Source organism: Mycobacterium sp. 1274756.6, assembly GCF_001668625.1.
GTDB lineage: Bacteria > Actinomycetota > Actinomycetes > Mycobacteriales > Mycobacteriaceae > Mycobacterium.
The window spans coordinates 44,619-59,036 of sequence record NZ_LZLJ01000016.1 but is presented as its reverse complement, the minus strand read 5'-3'; the positions used below and the strand labels follow the sequence as shown (position 1 = coordinate 59,036).

General features: G+C 71.5%; 18 protein-coding genes and 1 tRNA gene. 5 read left to right on the top strand and 14 right to left on the bottom strand.

Annotated features, from left to right (window positions below; translation table 11 throughout):
• Window positions 1–15: 15 nt before the first annotated feature.
• Genes A5643_RS02080 through A5643_RS02060 form a run of 5 tightly spaced genes read right to left on the bottom strand, consistent with a single transcriptional unit; the run spans window position 16 to window position 3,268 of the window.
• On the bottom strand, window positions 16–822 hold the full coding sequence (locus A5643_RS02080; protein ID WP_066851449.1) for an SCO1664 family protein: 807 nt from the start codon (window positions 820–822) through the stop codon (window positions 16–18).
• The gene (locus tag A5643_RS02075; protein WP_066851447.1) at window positions 806–1,387 is read right to left on the bottom strand and encodes a DUF3090 domain-containing protein; all 582 of its coding nucleotides are present in this window, start codon (window positions 1,385–1,387) and stop codon (window positions 806–808) included. The genes A5643_RS02080 and A5643_RS02075 overlap by 17 nt, the downstream gene beginning before the upstream one ends.
• Window positions 1,388–1,409: 22 nt before the next feature.
• Window positions 1,410–2,087: a histidine phosphatase family protein gene (locus tag A5643_RS02070; protein ID WP_066851445.1), complete on the bottom strand. Its 678-nt coding sequence runs from the start codon at window positions 2,085–2,087 to the stop codon at window positions 1,410–1,412.
• On the bottom strand, window positions 2,084–2,911 hold the full coding sequence (locus A5643_RS02065) for an undecaprenyl-diphosphate phosphatase (RefSeq protein ID WP_066851443.1): 828 nt from the start codon (window positions 2,909–2,911) through the stop codon (window positions 2,084–2,086). Before A5643_RS02065 ends, A5643_RS02070 begins: the two co-directional genes overlap by 4 nt.
• 54 nt (window positions 2,912–2,965) lie before the next feature.
• Window positions 2,966–3,268 (bottom strand): hypothetical protein, encoded by a 303-nt coding sequence (locus A5643_RS02060; RefSeq protein WP_066851441.1) that lies wholly within the window; start codon window positions 3,266–3,268, stop codon window positions 2,966–2,968.
• A 142-nt stretch (window positions 3,269–3,410) separates the two neighbouring features.
• On the opposite strand from A5643_RS02060, the gene A5643_RS02055 reads away from it, so the two are divergent.
• From A5643_RS02055 to A5643_RS02045, 3 genes are read left to right on the top strand one after another with little or no spacing between them, the layout of a single operon-like run.
• The gene (locus A5643_RS02055) at window positions 3,411–4,454 is read left to right on the top strand and encodes a hypothetical protein (RefSeq protein ID WP_197497616.1); all 1,044 of its coding nucleotides are present in this window, start codon (window positions 3,411–3,413) and stop codon (window positions 4,452–4,454) included.
• Window positions 4,451–4,696 (top strand): DUF5703 family protein, encoded by a 246-nt coding sequence (locus A5643_RS02050; RefSeq protein WP_066851437.1) that lies wholly within the window; start codon window positions 4,451–4,453, stop codon window positions 4,694–4,696. The genes A5643_RS02055 and A5643_RS02050 overlap by 4 nt, the downstream gene beginning before the upstream one ends.
• Window positions 4,696–5,769 (top strand): quinone-dependent dihydroorotate dehydrogenase, encoded by a 1,074-nt coding sequence (locus tag A5643_RS02045; protein ID WP_066851435.1) that lies wholly within the window; start codon window positions 4,696–4,698, stop codon window positions 5,767–5,769. Before A5643_RS02050 ends, A5643_RS02045 begins: the two co-directional genes overlap by 1 nt.
• Here A5643_RS02045 and A5643_RS02040 read toward each other — a convergent pair.
• Together A5643_RS02040 and A5643_RS02035 are read right to left on the bottom strand one after the other, a co-directional pair.
• Window positions 5,766–6,296 (bottom strand): YbhB/YbcL family Raf kinase inhibitor-like protein, encoded by a 531-nt coding sequence (locus tag A5643_RS02040; RefSeq protein ID WP_066851433.1) that lies wholly within the window; start codon window positions 6,294–6,296, stop codon window positions 5,766–5,768. The genes A5643_RS02045 and A5643_RS02040 overlap by 4 nt on opposite strands.
• Before the next feature lie 28 nt (window positions 6,297–6,324).
• Window positions 6,325–7,713 (bottom strand): M20/M25/M40 family metallo-hydrolase, encoded by a 1,389-nt coding sequence (locus A5643_RS02035; RefSeq protein WP_082948669.1) that lies wholly within the window; start codon window positions 7,711–7,713, stop codon window positions 6,325–6,327.
• 38 nt (window positions 7,714–7,751) lie between these two features.
• On the opposite strand from A5643_RS02035, the gene A5643_RS02030 reads away from it, so the two are divergent.
• Window positions 7,752–7,837, top strand: a tRNA-Leu gene (locus A5643_RS02030).
• Window positions 7,838–7,904: 67 nt separating this feature from the next.
• On the opposite strand, the gene A5643_RS02025 is transcribed toward A5643_RS02030, so the two are convergent.
• A complete protein-coding gene (locus tag A5643_RS02025) occupies window positions 7,905–9,059 on the bottom strand; it encodes an FAD-dependent oxidoreductase (RefSeq protein ID WP_066851430.1) in 1,155 nt (384 codons plus the stop codon).
• Window positions 9,060–9,181: 122 nt separating this feature from the next.
• On the opposite strand from A5643_RS02025, the gene A5643_RS02020 reads away from it, so the two are divergent.
• Window positions 9,182–9,823: a phosphoribosyltransferase gene (locus A5643_RS02020; RefSeq protein WP_066851427.1), complete on the top strand. Its 642-nt coding sequence runs from the start codon at window positions 9,182–9,184 to the stop codon at window positions 9,821–9,823.
• 15 nt (window positions 9,824–9,838) lie between these two features.
• Here A5643_RS02020 and A5643_RS02015 read toward each other — a convergent pair whose 3' ends face one another.
• From A5643_RS02015 to ftsZ, 6 genes are all read right to left on the bottom strand, one after another.
• A complete protein-coding gene (locus A5643_RS02015; RefSeq protein ID WP_066851425.1) occupies window positions 9,839–10,189 on the bottom strand; it encodes a hypothetical protein in 351 nt (116 codons plus the stop codon).
• 53 nt (window positions 10,190–10,242) lie between these two features.
• Complete coding sequence (wag31, locus tag A5643_RS02010; protein ID WP_066851423.1) at window positions 10,243–11,022, bottom strand: DivIVA-like cell division protein Wag31; 780 nt, start codon at window positions 11,020–11,022, stop codon at window positions 10,243–10,245.
• A gap of 181 nt (window positions 11,023–11,203) precedes the next feature.
• Window positions 11,204–11,497, bottom strand: a complete 294-nt coding sequence (locus A5643_RS02005) for a YggT family protein (RefSeq protein ID WP_066851582.1) — start codon at window positions 11,495–11,497, stop codon at window positions 11,204–11,206.
• Window positions 11,498–11,595: 98 nt separating this feature from the next.
• Window positions 11,596–12,252: a cell division protein SepF gene (locus A5643_RS02000; protein WP_066851421.1), complete on the bottom strand. Its 657-nt coding sequence runs from the start codon at window positions 12,250–12,252 to the stop codon at window positions 11,596–11,598.
• 124 nt (window positions 12,253–12,376) lie between these two features.
• Window positions 12,377–13,111: a peptidoglycan editing factor PgeF gene (gene pgeF / locus A5643_RS01995; RefSeq protein WP_066851419.1), complete on the bottom strand. Its 735-nt coding sequence runs from the start codon at window positions 13,109–13,111 to the stop codon at window positions 12,377–12,379.
• A gap of 13 nt (window positions 13,112–13,124) precedes the next feature.
• The gene (ftsZ, locus tag A5643_RS01990) at window positions 13,125–14,285 is read right to left on the bottom strand and encodes a cell division protein FtsZ (RefSeq protein WP_066851580.1); all 1,161 of its coding nucleotides are present in this window, start codon (window positions 14,283–14,285) and stop codon (window positions 13,125–13,127) included.
• Window positions 14,286–14,418: the final 133 nt, after the last annotated feature.

Below are 14,418 nucleotides of genomic sequence, written 5' to 3'. Positions count from 1 at the left end.
GGCTCACCGGCGGGATCAGAACGCCGGCCAGGGGATGGGATGGAACCGGTCGTCGGGGTCGGGCATCACCGGCTCGGCGAGCAGGTCTTCGGCGCGGCGGCGCAGCGCGGCGATCTCCGCGCCGGTGATGTGGCCGGCCAGCTCGGCGGCCAGCGGCCCGTCCAGCGCCTCGGTCAGGGCGGCGATGTCGGTCAGGACGGTGTCGTCGACGGGTTTGCCGGCCCAGCCCCACAACACGGTGCGCAACTTGTCCTCGGTGTGCAGGGTGAGGCCGTGGTCCACCCCGTAGACGGCGCCGTCGGCGCCGCACAGGACGTGCCCGCCCTTGCGGTCGGCGTTGTTGACCAGCACGTCGAAGACCGCCATCTGGAACAGCCGGGGGTGATCGGCGTGGACCAGGATGACCCGCGCCCCGGTGTAGTCGCGGGCCTGCAGCACCGGCAGGTAGCCGTCGGGGACGGTGGCGGCGGGCACCACGTCGACCAGGTCGCGGGCCGGGGCGCCGGTCTCCTCGGGCGCGTCGATCCACCGCTGCACCATGCCCTCCCCGGCCGGGCCGTCGCGGATCACCGTGTCGGGCACCAGGTTCCAGCCCAATCGGCGGGAGACGAGGTAGGCGCCGAGTTCGCGGCCGGCCAGGGTCCCGTCGGGGAAGTCCCACAGTGGCTGCTCCCCGGCCACCGGCTTGTACACGCAGTGCATCGCGTGCCCGCCGATGCTCGCCTGGCACAGGAAGGTGGCGTTGCTCGCCGAGCGGATCCGGCCCAGCACGGTCAGCTCGCCGCTCCGCAGCAGCTCGTGGGGGTCAGGCGCCGGGGTCATCATCGGCCCACGCGCCGCGCCGGTAGCCGTTGCTGCGGACACAGATGTGGCCTTCGGCGTCCAGCGGTTCGGTGCAGATCGGGCACGGCGGGCGTCCCGCGGCGATCACCCGGTTGGAGCGGCTGGCGAACTGGCGGGCGGCGTCGGGGGTGAGGAACACCCGCACCGCGTCGGGGCCCTCCTCGGTGTCGTCGAGCACCACCGAGGCGTCGAACTCGGTGTCGGTGACCGCGAGCAGTTCCACCACCACGGTCAGGGCTTCGGAGTCCCAGCCCAGCCCCATGGTGCCGACCCGGAATTCGGCGTCGACGGGGGTGACCAGCGGGTCGAGGTCCTCGACGGTGTCCGGCTCCGGGGGGATCGGGGTGCCGAACCGGCGGTTGACCTCCACCAGCAGTGCGTCGATCCGCTCGGCGAGCACCGCGACCTGCTGTTTTTCCACCATCACCGAGACCACCCGGGTGTCGTGCACCGCCTGGAGGTAGAAGGTGCGGTTGCCGGGCTGTCCCACGGTGCCGGCGATGAACCGGTCGGGGCTGCGGAAGACGTGGATGGCGCGGGACATGGCAACTCCAAAATACCGGTGTTCAGCCGGGCGACCCGCCGACCGGGGCGTCGCCGGTCGGGTCGGCCGGGGCGCTGAGCGCGGCGGCCAACCCGGCGCCGGTGTGGTTGACGTGCAGCACCAGCGGCCGCAGCCGGGTGTAGCGGATCACGCTCAGCGACGCCGGGTCGACGTTGATGCGCTGGAAGCTGTCGAAGTGGGTGCCGAGGGCGTCGGCGACGACGGATTTGATCACGTCACCGTGGGTGCAGGCCAGCCAGAGCACGTCGGCGCCGTGCTCCTCGGCCAGCCGCCGGTCGTGGTCGCGGACCGCGGCGACGGCCCGCGCCTGCACCTGGGCGAGGCCTTCGCCGTCGGGGAAGACCGCGGCGCTGGGCTGGGCCTGCACCACCGACCACAGCTCTTCGCTGACCAGGTCGGCGAGCTTGCGGCCGGTCCAGGCGCCGTAGTCGACCTCGCTGAGCCGGTCGTCGACGACCGGGGTCAGGTCCAGCGCCGCGGCCAGCGGGGCGATGGTGCGCTCGCAGCGCAGCAGCGGCGAGCACACCAGCGTCTTGATCGGCAGCGCGCCGATCCGTTCGGCCAGCCCGGCGGCCTGGGCCCGGCCGGTGTCGTCGAGGTCGACGCCGGCGGAGCGGCCGGCCAGCACCCCGGCGGTGTTGGCCGTCGAGCGGCCGTGGCGCAGCAGCAGGACGGTCATGTCGCCAGCACCCCGGTGCCCAGCAGCACCAGCACGGCCGCGCCGGCGAGCACCCGGTAGCCGACGAACCAGTACATGGTGTGGTTGACCAGGAACCGCAGGAACCAGGCCACCGCGGCGTAGCCCACCACGAACGCGATCACGGTGGCGACCAGCAGTTGCGGGCCGGTGGCGCTCATCCCCTCGCTGACCGGGTGGAAGGCGTCGGGCAGGGAGTACAGCCCGGAGGCGAACACCGCGGGGATGGCCAGCAGGAAACCGAACCGGGCGGCCAGTTCGCGGTCGAGGCCCAGGAACAGCCCGGCGCTGATCGTCGCCCCCGACCGGGACACACCCGGCACCAGCGCCAGCATCTGGGCGCCGCCCACGATCAGGGCGTCGGAGAGCCGCAACTGGTCGATGTGGCGGGTCTGGCGGCCGGTGTACTCGGCGGCGGCGATCACCGCGGAGAACACCACCAGCGCGGTGGCCACCACCCACAGGCTGCGCACCCCGGAGCGGATGAGGTCGGTGAACAGCAGACCGGCGACGCAGATCGGGATCGTGCCGATGATGACGTACCAGCCGAGACGGTAGTCGGGGCCGCGGTGAGCGGCCACGAACAGCCCGTTGAACCAGGCCCGCACGATGCGCACGATGTCACGGGCGAAGTAGATGATCACCGCCGCTTCGGTGCCCAGCTGGGTGACGGCGGTGAACGAGGCGCCGGCGTCGGCGTCGAAGAACAGCCGCGAGGTGATCGCCAGGTGCCCCGAGGAGGAGATCGGCAGGAATTCGGTCAGTCCCTGCACCACCGCGAGTACGACGGTCTGCAGCCAGGACATCTCCAGGGGCACAGACACGACGATGACCGTACCGGTGGACCCGGCGGGTGGGGCTTAGCGGGTGACGGGCTGCGCGGCGGCGACCGCGTCACGCACCGCGGCGGCCAGGCTGCGCTCGTCGGTCACGTCGATGCCGACGAGGCTGCGCGTCGCGGTGGCGACGACGTCCTCGGCTTGCGGGACCGGCCCGGCCAGCCGGGGCCGGTAGATCTCGACGAGCAGGGACTGGTGGTCGACGTGGAAGGCGAAGCTGCGTCCGTCACCGACCGCGCCGAAACCGCTACCGAAGATGCCGGTGGAGATGTCTTCGATGCTGAACGCCTGGCCGGTGTGAGGCTGGGGTGCGGCAAGGGTCATAGCCGTGACCATACCCCCAGTACCGGGCTGCGGGGGGGCAGACCGGCCGGGGTGGCGCGCGGCGCGTTTCGCCACGGCGGGGGCCGGTTCCCTACAATCGGTCGACGATGCCCGCCGCCCCGACTCCCCCGCGAGTGACCCGTTGCTGAAACTCGGTAGCCGCGCAGTTCGCCGCGCCTGGATCGGTTTGCTGTGCGCGACGGTCCTGGCGGCGGCCTCGGCGGGCTGCTCCTCCGAGCGCTTCGATCCGGCGCCGCGCACCATCCCGCCGGCCACCCCGGCGCAGTCACCGCCGGCCGCGACCAGCCCCGCCGGTGTGGTGCACCCGCTGCCCGGGCGCCCCGCCGGGGCGCTGTTCGACGCCGACGCCGGGCTGGTGGCGCTGGTGCCCGGCGCCGACGCGCAGGATCCGGCCACGCTGGCGGTGTTGGCCGCGGGGGCGGACACGCCGCGCAGCATCCCGCTGCCCGGCCCGGTGGCCGCGCTGGCCGGTGACGGGCACGGCACCGCCTATCTGCCCACCCGGGGCGGCTATTTCGTCGTGGATCTCGCCGCCGGGCATGCCAGCCGCGTCGAGGTGGACGACGCCGCCGACACCGAGTTCACCGCGCTGGCGGTGCGCGGTGACGGCACGCTGGTGCTGGGCAGCGCCGACGGTGTGGTGTTCACCCTGTCCTCGCCGACCGCGGTGGCCCACCGGGAGGACGCGTTCGCCCGGGTCGACGCGATCGTCGCCCGCGCCGACACCGCCGTGGTGCTCGACCGCGGGCAGACCTCGGTGACCGCGATCGGCCCCGACGGGGCGATGCGGCAGGCGTTGCGGGCCGGGCAGGGCACCACGACGCTGGCCACCGACCCGCACGGGCGGGTGCTGGCCGCCGACACCCGGGGTGGGCAGTTGCTGGTCTTCGGCACCGACCCGCTGATCATGCGGCAGGCCTACCCGGTGCCCGACTCCCCCTACGGGCTGGCCGGTTCCGCGCGACTGGCCTGGGTGTCGCAGACCGCGACCAACACCGTCGTTGGCTACGATCTGGACACCGGTATCCCCGTGGAGAAGGTGCGTTATCCGACCGTGCGCCAACCCGACTCGCTGGCTTTCGACGACGCCGCCGACACGCTGTATGTGGTCTCCGGCGCCGGCGCCGGCATCCAGGTGATCGAACACGCCGGGGCCGGCCGGTGAGCGCGGCGCGGGCGCCGCGGCTGCCCGTCGGCTGGGAGGTCGACCTCTCCGACGACTACGAGTGGGTGCCGCTGCGGTTGCCGCCGGACGTGACCCGGCTGTCCGCCTCGATCCGGTTGTCGATCGAGGCGGAGTACCGGGGGTGGGAGTTGACCCGGGTGCGGCTCTACACCGACGGCAGCAGGCGGGTGTTGCTGCGGCGCCGTAAAACCCCCCAGCTGCTCGACCGGCCGGAGCACTGATGGCCTACCGCGCGTTGCGGCGGGTGATGTTCGCGGTGCCGCCCGAACGCATCCACACCGTCGTGTTCGCCGGGTTGCGGGGCGCGACCGCGCCGCCGCCGCTGCGTCGGGCCCTGCGCCGGCGGCTCGGGCCCGCCGACCCGGTGCTGGCCAGCACCGTGTTCGGGGTGCGGTTTCCCGGCCCGCTGGGCTTGGCCGCCGGGTTCGACAAAGACGGTGTCGGTGTGAACACTTGGGGCGCAATGGGTTTCGGCCACGCCGAGGTGGGCACGGTGACCGCGCAGGCGCAGCCGGGCAACCCCGCGCCGCGGCTGTTCCGGCTGCCCGCCGACCGCGCCCTGCTCAACCGGATGGGGTTCAACAACCACGGCGCCGCCGCGCTGGCCGCGCGGCTGGCCCAGCAGCACCCCGACGTCCCGATCGGGGTGAACATCGGCAAGACCAAGGCGACCCCGCCGCAGGAGGCGGTCGAGGACTACCGCGCCAGCGCCGCGCTGCTCGCCCCGCTGGCGGCCTACCTGGTGGTCAACGTCAGCTCGCCGAACACCCCGGGTCTGCGCGACCTGCAGGCGGTCGAGTCGCTGCGCCCGATCCTGGCCGCGGTGCTCGGAGAGGCCGCCCCGACCGCCACCCCGGTGCTGGTCAAGATCGCCCCGGACCTCTCCGATGCCGACGTCGACGCGGTCGCCGACCTGGCGGTCGAGTTGGGCCTGGCCGGCATCGTGGCCACCAACACGACGGTGTCCCGCGCCGGTCTGCGCAGCACCGGGGTCGACGAACTCGGTTCCGGCGGGGTATCCGGCCCGCCGGTGGCGGCCCGGTCGCTGGCGGTGCTGCGCCGGCTCTACGCCCGGGTCGGTGACCGGCTGGCGCTGGTCAGTGTCGGCGGGATCGAGACACCCGACGACGCCTGGGAGCGGATCACCGCCGGCGCGTCGCTGCTGCAGGGGTATACCGGGTTCGTCTACGGCGGCGGCCTGTGGGCCAAGCGGATCCACGACGGGGTGGCCGCCCGGTTGCGTGCGGGCGGCCACCGGTCGCTGGCCGAGGCGGTCGGGTCGGCCGCCGGTTAGCTCTGTTCGTAGGTGGCGTGGATGACCGCGCGGGCGATGGCGTTGCTGAACAGGTTGAAGCCCAGGTAGGCCGGGGTGGCCTCGGCGGGCAGGTCCAGCTTCTCCACCTTCACCGCGTGCACGGCGACGTAGTAGCGGTGCGGTCCGTGCCCGGCCGGCGGGGCGGCGCCCACGTAGCGGCGCATGCCGGCGTCGTTGGCCAGTGTCAGGGCCTCGCCGGGCAGCAGGCTGCCGTCGCCGGCGCCCTCGGGCAGGTCGGTGGTGGTGGCCGGCAGGTTAGCCACCGCCCAGTGCCAGAACCCTGAGCCGGTGGGGGCGTCGGGGTCATAGACCGTCACCGCGAAGCTGCGGGTCTCCTCGGGGAACCCCGACCAGCTCAGCTGCGGGCTCAGGTCCTCACCACCGGCCCCCATGATGCCGCTGACCTGGGCTTTGGGCAGCGGCTGGCCGTCGGTGATCGAGGTGGAGGTCAAGGTGAAGCCCGGCAGCTGCGGCAGGGCGGCGTAGGGGTCGGGCACGGTGGCCATGTCGGTCCTTTCTGTTGCGGTGGGTGTCCTAGCAGTGGCGCAGGAAGTGCTCGAGCACCTCGGTGCCGAAGGTCAGTGCGTCGACGGGTACCCGCTCGTCGACGCCGTGGAACAGGGCGGCGAAATCGAGTTCGGGGGGCAGCCGGAGCGGGATGAACCCGAAACAGCGGATCCCCAGCCGGTCGAAGGCCTTGGCGTCGGTGCCGCCGGAAAGCATGTAGGGCACGGCGCGGGCGTCCGGGTCGACCGCCAGCAGGGCGGCGTTCATGGCGTCGACCAGGTCGCCGTCGAAGCTGGTCTGGTAGGGCGCGAGCTCGGTGATCCACTCCCGGGTGACGTCCGGGCCGATCAGTTCGTCGATCTCGGCCTCGAACGCCTCCTGCCGGCCGGGCAGCACGCGGCAGTCCAGGACGGCCTCGGCGACGGCCGGGATGACGTTGGCCTTGTAGCCCGCGGCGAGCATGGTGGGGTTGACGGTGTCGCGCAGGGTGGCGCCGATCAGCTTCGCGATCGGGCCGAGTTTCGCGATGGTGCCCTCCAGGTCCGGGGAATCCGGGTCGAAGGCGTGGCCGGTCTCCTCCCCCACCGCGGTGAGGAACTGCTCGACGGGTTCGCTGAGGATCAGCGGGAACCGGTGGCGGCCCAGCCGGGCGACGGCTTCGGCGACGGCGGTGACGGCGTTGTCCTCGTTGATCATCGAGCCGTGCCCGGCGCGGCCGCGGGCGGTCAGCCGCATCCAGCGCATGCCCTTCTCGGCGGTCTCGATCAGGTACAGCCGGCGCAGTTCGCCGTCGCGGCGCGGCACGCTCAGGGAGAAGCCGCCCACCTCCCCGATCGCCTCGGTGACCCCGTCGAACAGGTCGGGGCGGTGTTCGACGAGCCATTGCGCGCCGAAGCGCCCGCCGGCTTCCTCGTCGGCGACGAAGGCGAACACCAGGTCGCGGGGCGGCACCACCCCGGTGCGCCGGAAGCGGCGGGCGACCGCGATCATCATGCCGATCATGTTCTTCATGTCGACCGCGCCGCGGCCCCAGACGTAGCCGTCCTCGATCGCTCCGGAGAACGGGTGCACGCTCCAGTCGGCGGGCTCGGCGGGCACCACGTCGAGGTGGCCGTGGATCAGCAGCGCCCCGCGGCTCGGGTCGGCGCCGGGCAGCCGGATGATCACGTTGCCGCGCCCGGGTGCGCCGGATTCGACGTACTCGGGCTGGTAGCCGACTTCGGCGAGGCGCTCGGCGACCCAGTGCGCGCATTCGGCTTCCCCGATCGTGGTGTCGGGTTCGCCGGTGTTGGTGGTGTCGAACCGGATCAGCCGGCTGACGAGATCCACCACTTCCTCGGCGGCACTGGGGGCATCGGTCACAGTCCCTTGTCTACCACTGCGCCGCCTGCCGGGTTTGGGTCGACCCGCGGCCATCCGATAGCCTTAGCTGCCCCGGCGTTCTCGTCGGGTCGGTCCGAGTGGCGGAATGGCAGACGCGCTAGCTTGAGGTGCTAGTGCCCTATTAACGGGCGTGGGGGTTCAAGTCCCCCCTCGGACACATTTGTGATGAGTCGCGTCATCGGTGACTCACTGCGCGCTTGTGCGCCGGTTGACAAGACCGATGATCACGCCCCGGTCGGCAACACGAACGCCGAACGCCCGGCCACCGTGGCCATGTGGCGCATCACCACGGTCTCCGGGACCAGCACGCTGGCGCGGGTCAACACCGCACCGAGGAAGCCGGGACGGGCGTTGAGCACCTTGCCGATGCGCGCCGACTCGCGGACCAGCCGTCGCAACCGGGGCCGCCGGACGGCGACGAACCGAGCGAACGCCGAAGGCAGGTCGGCGGCGTCGTCGACGCACGCAGCCAGGATCGCGGCGTCCTCCAGTCCCTGGCAGCCGCCCTGCCCGAGGTGCGGGCGCATGGGATGCGCCGCGTCGCCGACCAGCACGATCGGCCCGCGGGCCCACTGGCGCGCGGTGGCGCGATCATAGAGATCGTCGCGCAAAACGTTGTCCGGCGCGGTTGCCGCGAGAATGTCCGGAATCGGCTCGGCCCACTCGGCGTACTCGCTCCGCAGATAGTCCAACTCCCCGTTCGGCGCTTGCGAGCCCTCGGGTGTCCGTTGGGTCGTGAACCAGTACGTCCGGTTCGCGCCCATGGGTACGTGGCCGGTTTCGACGCCCGGCGCCAGCGTCAACCCCGACAGATCCGGGTTCATGACGTATTCGGCGATACCGCGCCATGCGGTGTAACCGGTGTAGCGCTGCGGGAGCGGGCCGTTGAGGTGGCGGGCCACGGCCGAATTCGTGCCGTCGGCGCCGACGACCGCATCGACGGTTTGCTCCGAGCCGTCGGAAAAGCGAAGTCGCACACCGGCGGCGGCGTCCGTCAGCGCGGCGACGCTCCGTCCGTACGCCACGGTTCCGGTCGTCAGCGCCGCGGTGAGGATGTCGCGCAGCACCGAGCGCTGCACCACCACCAGCGGCTCGCCGAGCGCCCGGACGATCCGTTCCGGCGCGGGGCGCCGTAGCCATGACCCGTTCTTCCAGCGCACCGCGCCTGCGGTGATCCGACCACCGGCCTCGCGCACCGCATCCCCGGCCCCGAGCAGATCCAACGCGGCCAGGGCGTTGGGCCAGATGCTGATGCCGGCACCGGTCGAGGTGTCGGTGCGCCGCTCGACGACGGTGATCTCATAGCCCGCTCGTTGCAGGCCGAGCGCGGTGGCCAGGCCGGCGATGCCGGCGCCCACGATGACGATGCGTCGCGCCATGCGTCTCTCTCCTTTAGGTCGAAGGCCCCGGTACCGGCCCGGTCAATCCCCGGCTCGACCGGCGCACCGGCTCCTACGATGGGGTCATTGACCGTCTGGAGTGATCTAAGCCGAGGGCGTCCGTGACCCGTACTTTTTCCGACCGCCGACACGCCGGGCAGGCCCTGGCCGAACTGCTGGCCGCTTACCGCGACCGCGACGACCTGCTGGTGCTGGGCTTGGCGCGCGGCGGGGTGCCGGTGGCCTGGGAGGTCGCCGCCGCACTCGACGCGCCGCTCGACGTGTTCGTGGTGCGCAAACTGGGGGTGCCGCACTGGCCGGAGCTGGCGATGGGGGCGCTGGCCACCGGCGGGGCGGTGGTGCTCAACGACACCGTGATCGCCAACGCGGGGGTGCGCCGCGACCAGCTCGACGCGGTCATCGCGCGGGAGACCGCCGAGTTGCAGCGCCGCGAAACCGCCTATCGCGGCGATCGGCCGCCCGCCGACCCGCGGGGCAAGACCGTGCTGCTGGTCGATGACGGGATCGCCACCGGGGCGAGCATGCGGGTCGCGGTGCAGGCGGTCCGCGCCGCCGGGCCGGCTGCGATCGTGGTGGCGGTGCCGGTCGCGCCGCCCTCGGTCGACCGCGACCTCGGTGGCGCGGCCGACGAGGTGGTCTGTGTGAGCACGCCGCCGGATTTCCAGGCGGTCGGGCAGGCCTATGCGGATTTCGCCCAGGTCGGCGACGACGGGGTGCGCCGACTGCTGGAAAGCGAAACCTGAAGCGCCGCTTGAGCTTTACTCGTCGCGGTCGGTTTCGGCGGTCTCGGCGGAGCTCTCCTCGACCCCGTCGGTGGCTTCCGCGTCCGCGGTGTCCGTGACCTCGGCGACGTCTTCGGTCTCATCGGCGTCCGCGAGGTCGTCTTCCTCGAGGATGCCCTCATCGTCCTCGGCGATGTCGGGGTGTTCGTCCTCGGCGGCGCTGGCGGTGCGGCGCCGGCGATCACGCACCGCGTCGGCGGTCAGCAGCAACACCCCCAGCAGGCTGGCGCCGATACAGACCCAGGCCACCACGGCGTTGCTGGTCACCACGGCGAACACCAGCGCCGCCAGACCTATCACCGCCAGGACCAGCGCAATGATCAGCACCGCTTACCTCCAGCCGTGTCGCGCTCGCTGAACCGGGTGAACCGGCCCTCGGGTCAGTTCCCGCCCCGGTTGTACTGGGTGAAGCCGCCGCTGTCACCGGCGTTCGCGTCGACCGGCGCTGCCGAGCCCCGCTGCCCGAGCTCTTCCAGCTGGGACTCGAGGTAGGTCTTGAGCCGCGTGCGGTACTCCCGCTCGAAGGTGCGCAGCTGCTCGAGCCGGCCCTCCAGGACCGTGCGCTGCTGGTTGATGGTGCCCATGATCTCGGCGTGCTTGCGCTCGGCGTCCGACTGCAGTGCGTCGGCCTTCTCCTGCGCCTGGCGCAGTTGGGCCTCCGAGCGGGTCTGGGCGTCGGCCAGCATCGCGTCGGCGCGCTGGCGGGCCTCGGTGACCGTGGTCTCGGCGGTCTGGCGGGCCTCGGTGAGGATCTGGTCGGCGTTGGCGCGCGCATCCGACATCAGCTTCTCGGATTCGGCGCGTGCGGTGTTGGTCAACCGGTCCGCGGTGTCCTGGGCGAGGCTGAGCACGCGGGCGGCCTTGAGGTGCTGCTCCTCGGAGACCGCCGCGGTGCGGGCCGGCTCCGGCTCGGGCTCGGGCGCCTGGTAGACCGGCGCGGCCGGTGCCGGCTGGACGGCGCCGCTCGACCGCGCCGACGCCAGCTCCTGGTCGAGTTCGCTGACCCGCTGGCGCAGATCCGAGTTCTCCTCGATCAGTCGGGCCAGTTCCGCTTCCACCAGATCGAGGAAGGCATCGACTTCGTCTTCGTTGTATCCGCGTTTGCCGATGGGCGGCTTACTGAATGCCACATTGTGCACGTCGGCTGGTGTCAGCGGCATGGTCTAACCCCTCAACTCTGGACCGTCGGACCGATCAGATCGTTCGTGCTGGACGATACGCTACCGTACTTTAACTGGCGTCCATCCTGTCACAACTGACGCGTTGTTCGCCGCTGGGGATGATAATTAAGAGCGATTTTCACATATTTGCCAACGCCCGGTCTATTCCCCGGTTCGACGGCTAGCGAGCCGCCTGGTTGAACGCCAATTCCATGCCGAAGAAGGCGACCAGAAGCAGCACCATGATCGACAGGTCGATGCGCACCGAGCCGACGGTCAGTTGCGGGATCAACCGGCGCAGCAGCTTCACCGGCGGGTCGGTGACGGTCATGATCGCCTCCAGGATCACCACCGTGGCGCCGCGCGGGTGCCAGTCCCGGCTGAACGAGCGCACGAACTCGATGACGATCCGGGCGATCAACAGCAACCAGAACAGGAACAGTGCGAAGCCCAGGATCCCGAAGAACAGCGCCACTAAACCGACCTCACCGATGAACAACGGACATCGCTGACCGGGGCCAGCAGGACGTTCCACAGCCTACCGAGTCGCCGCGGCGGTGCCGCGGGGGCCGACTACTGGTAGGCGTAGAAGCCCGTCTCGGCGATCCGGCGGCGTTCCTCGGGGCTGACGTCGATGTCGGCCGGCGAGAGCAGGAAGACCTTGGTGGCCACCTTGTCGAACGAGCCGCGCAGCGCGAACGCCAGGCCCGCAGCGAAGTCGACCAGCCGCTTGGCGTCGGCGTTGTCCATCGACACCAGATCCATGATCACCGGGGTGCCGTCGCGGAACCGCTCACCGATGGTGCGGGCCTCGCTGTAGTCCTTGGGGCGCAGCGTGGTGATCTTCGACAGCGGGCTGCTCTCGTCGAACATCATCGCCATCCGGCGCGGGTCCATCGCCAGCGCGCCGCGGGTGGCGCCGCGCAGCGATCCGAATCGGCTGCGGCCCAAGTCGTGCGGGCGCTCGAACTCGCGCGGCCGGAACCGGGGCTCGTCGGCGAAGCCGCCCCGGTAGCCGCCCGGTGGGAAGTCGTCGTGCTCGGGGCGCGGGCCACGCGGGTCGTCGAAGTCACGCTCGAAACGGTCGTACTCGTCGTCGGGGAACCGGGGCTCGGGCCGACGGCCATACCCGCGGGCGGGTGCACGATCGTCGTCCTCGTAGTACTCGTCGTCGTAGTCCTCCATGGGCGCCATACCGAAGTAGGCCTTGACCTTGTGGAGTGTGCTCATCGCGGGGCCCTTCTCAAGCGGTGGTGTCGGTGATGAAGATGTGACTAGAGTGACGATTCACGGTGACCGTAACCGTCCGGCGGCGGTTAGCGCGGTATCGACACGCGCGGAGAATCGTCGAGGTTCACGCCGATTTTCCCGGTCGCCGGTCGGGCTCCATCCACACCAGCGACGCCAGCCGCCCGGTCGGGGCGTCGCGACGGTGACTGAACAAACTCGGGTCCTCGACCGTGCACCGGGGGTCGACGTCGATCGCAGTCACCCCCAATGCCCTTAACTGACAGGCGATTCCGGCCCGCAGGTCCAGCCCGGGGGTGCCGGCGGCGGTGGTGGTCCGGCTGCCCGGCAACACCCGTTCGACCTCGTCGGCCATCGCCGCGGGCACCTCGTAGTTGGCGCCGCTCACCGCCGGACCCAGCCAGGCCGAGATGTCGTCGCGGTGCGCGCCCGCGTCGGTCATCGCCGCCACCGCGTTGGCCACCACGCCGTGTTGGGCGCCCACGCGCCCGGCGTGCACGGCGGCCACCACCCCGGCACGGGCATCGGCCAGCAGCACCGGCACGCAGTCGGCGGTCACCACCGCCAGCGCCAGTCGCGGCACCGCGGTGACCAGCGCGTCGGTGTCGGCCAGCGCGGTGTCGCGCGGCCCGTCCACCACCGCGACGCGGGCGCTGTGCACCTGGTGCATCCACACCACCCGATCGGCGGTCAGCCCGGTGGCCGCGACCAGCCGGGCCCGGTTGGCGGCGACCGCCGCCGGGTCGTCGCCGACGTGATCGCCGAGGTTGAAGCTGTCGAACGGCGGGGCCGAGACCCCGCCCGCGCGGGTCGTGGTCACCCGGCGGATGCGCACGCTCATCGGCGGGGCGTGGTCAGCGCCGCATGAACGGCGGCACGTCGACGTCGTCGTCATCGTCGCCGCCGCCGACGCTGACCGTGGCGCCGTTGGTCGGCGCCGGGATGCTGGCCGCTTCGGCCGGCTCGAACAGCGACGAGGAGACCTTGCCCGCCTGGCCCGGCGCGATCGACTGACCGGAGCCACCGGAGGCCGGTTCGCTGGTGCCCATCACCGGTTTGCGGCTGGGGCCGTTGGCGTCGAACCCGGCCGCGATCACGGTGACGCGCACCTCGTCGCCGAGCGAGTCGTCGATGACGGTGCCGAAGATGATGTTGGCTTCCTGGTGGGCGGAGTCCTGCACCAGTGACGCGGCCTCGTTGATCTCGAACAGGCCCAGATCGCTGCCGCCGGCGATGGACATCAGCACCCCCTGGGCGCCTTCCATCGAGGCCTCCAGCAGCGGCGAGTTGATCGCGATCTCGGCGGCCTTGAGCGCCCGGCCGTCGCCGCGGGCCGAGCCGATGCCCATCAGCGCGGTGCCCGCGCCGCTCATCACGCCCTTGACGTCGGCGAAGTCGACGTTGATCAGCCCCGGCGTGGTGATCAGGTCGGTGATGCCCTGCACCCCGTTGAGCAGCACCTCGTCGGCGCTGCGGAACGCGTCCATCAGCGAGATCGCGGCGTCGCCCATCTGCAGCAGCCGGTCGTTGGGGATGACGATCAGGGTGTCGCAGCTCTCCCGCAGCTCGGTGATGCCGGCCTCGGCCTGCTTGCTGCGCCGCTTGCCCTCGAACGAGAACGGCCGGGTGACCACGCCGACGGTCAGCGCACCGAGCTTGCGGGCGATCGAGGCGACCACCGGGGCGCCGCCGGTGCCGGTGCCGCCGCCCTCGCCGGCGGTGACGAACACCATGTCCGCGCCGCGCAGCAGTTCCTCGATCTCGTCCTTGGCGTCCTCGGCGGCCTTGCGCCCCACCTCGGGGTCCGCGCCGGCGCCGAGCCCACGGGTGGACTCCCGGCCGACGTCGAGCTTGACGTCCGCGTCGCTCATCAACAGGGCCTGCGCGTCGGTGTTGATGGCGATGAACTCCACACCCTTGAGGCCCTGCTCGATCATCCGGTTCACGGCGTTGACGCCGCCACCACCGATGCCCACCACTTTGATGACGGCAAGGTAGTTGTGTGGGGGGGTCATCATTGGTCTTCCTCCCTGACGGGTTTGTCTGGTCCGAAACCCCCGGGCAAACCCTCAACCTCAACCAGAGGCTTAGAGTTATGTCAAGTAGTTTCGTGCAAACAGAACGGTAGAGCCGCGACCGCGGGTTACC

Coding starts and splice junctions, on each gene's coding strand:
- A5643_RS02075 (WP_066851447.1), bottom strand. CDS start 1,387: ATGTCCCGCGCCATCCACGTCTTCCGCAGCCCCGACCGGTTCATCGCC.
- A5643_RS02060 (WP_066851441.1), bottom strand. CDS start 3,268: ATGACCCTTGCCGCACCCCAGCCTCACACCGGCCAGGCGTTCAGCATC.
- A5643_RS02035 (WP_082948669.1), bottom strand. CDS start 7,713: ATGGCCGCGGGTCGACCCAAACCCGGCAGGCGGCGCAGTGGTAGACAA.
- A5643_RS02070 (WP_066851445.1), bottom strand. CDS start 2,087: ATGACCGTCCTGCTGCTGCGCCACGGCCGCTCGACGGCCAACACCGCC.
- wag31 (WP_066851423.1), bottom strand. CDS start 11,022: ATGCCGCTGACACCAGCCGACGTGCACAATGTGGCATTCAGTAAGCCG.
- A5643_RS02000 (WP_066851421.1), bottom strand. CDS start 12,252: ATGAGCACACTCCACAAGGTCAAGGCCTACTTCGGTATGGCGCCCATG.
- ftsZ (WP_066851580.1), bottom strand. CDS start 14,285: ATGACCCCCCCACACAACTACCTTGCCGTCATCAAAGTGGTGGGCATC.
- A5643_RS02025 (WP_066851430.1), bottom strand. CDS start 9,059: ATGGCGCGACGCATCGTCATCGTGGGCGCCGGCATCGCCGGCCTGGCC.
- pgeF (WP_066851419.1), bottom strand. CDS start 13,111: ATGAGCGTGCGCATCCGCCGGGTGACCACGACCCGCGCGGGCGGGGTC.
- A5643_RS02040 (WP_066851433.1), bottom strand. CDS start 6,296: ATGGCCACCGTGCCCGACCCCTACGCCGCCCTGCCGCAGCTGCCGGGC.
- A5643_RS02045 (WP_066851435.1), top strand. CDS start 4,696: ATGGCCTACCGCGCGTTGCGGCGGGTGATGTTCGCGGTGCCGCCCGAA.
- A5643_RS02065 (WP_066851443.1), bottom strand. CDS start 2,911: ATGTCCTGGCTGCAGACCGTCGTACTCGCGGTGGTGCAGGGACTGACC.
- A5643_RS02080 (WP_066851449.1), bottom strand. CDS start 822: ATGACCCCGGCGCCTGACCCCCACGAGCTGCTGCGGAGCGGCGAGCTG.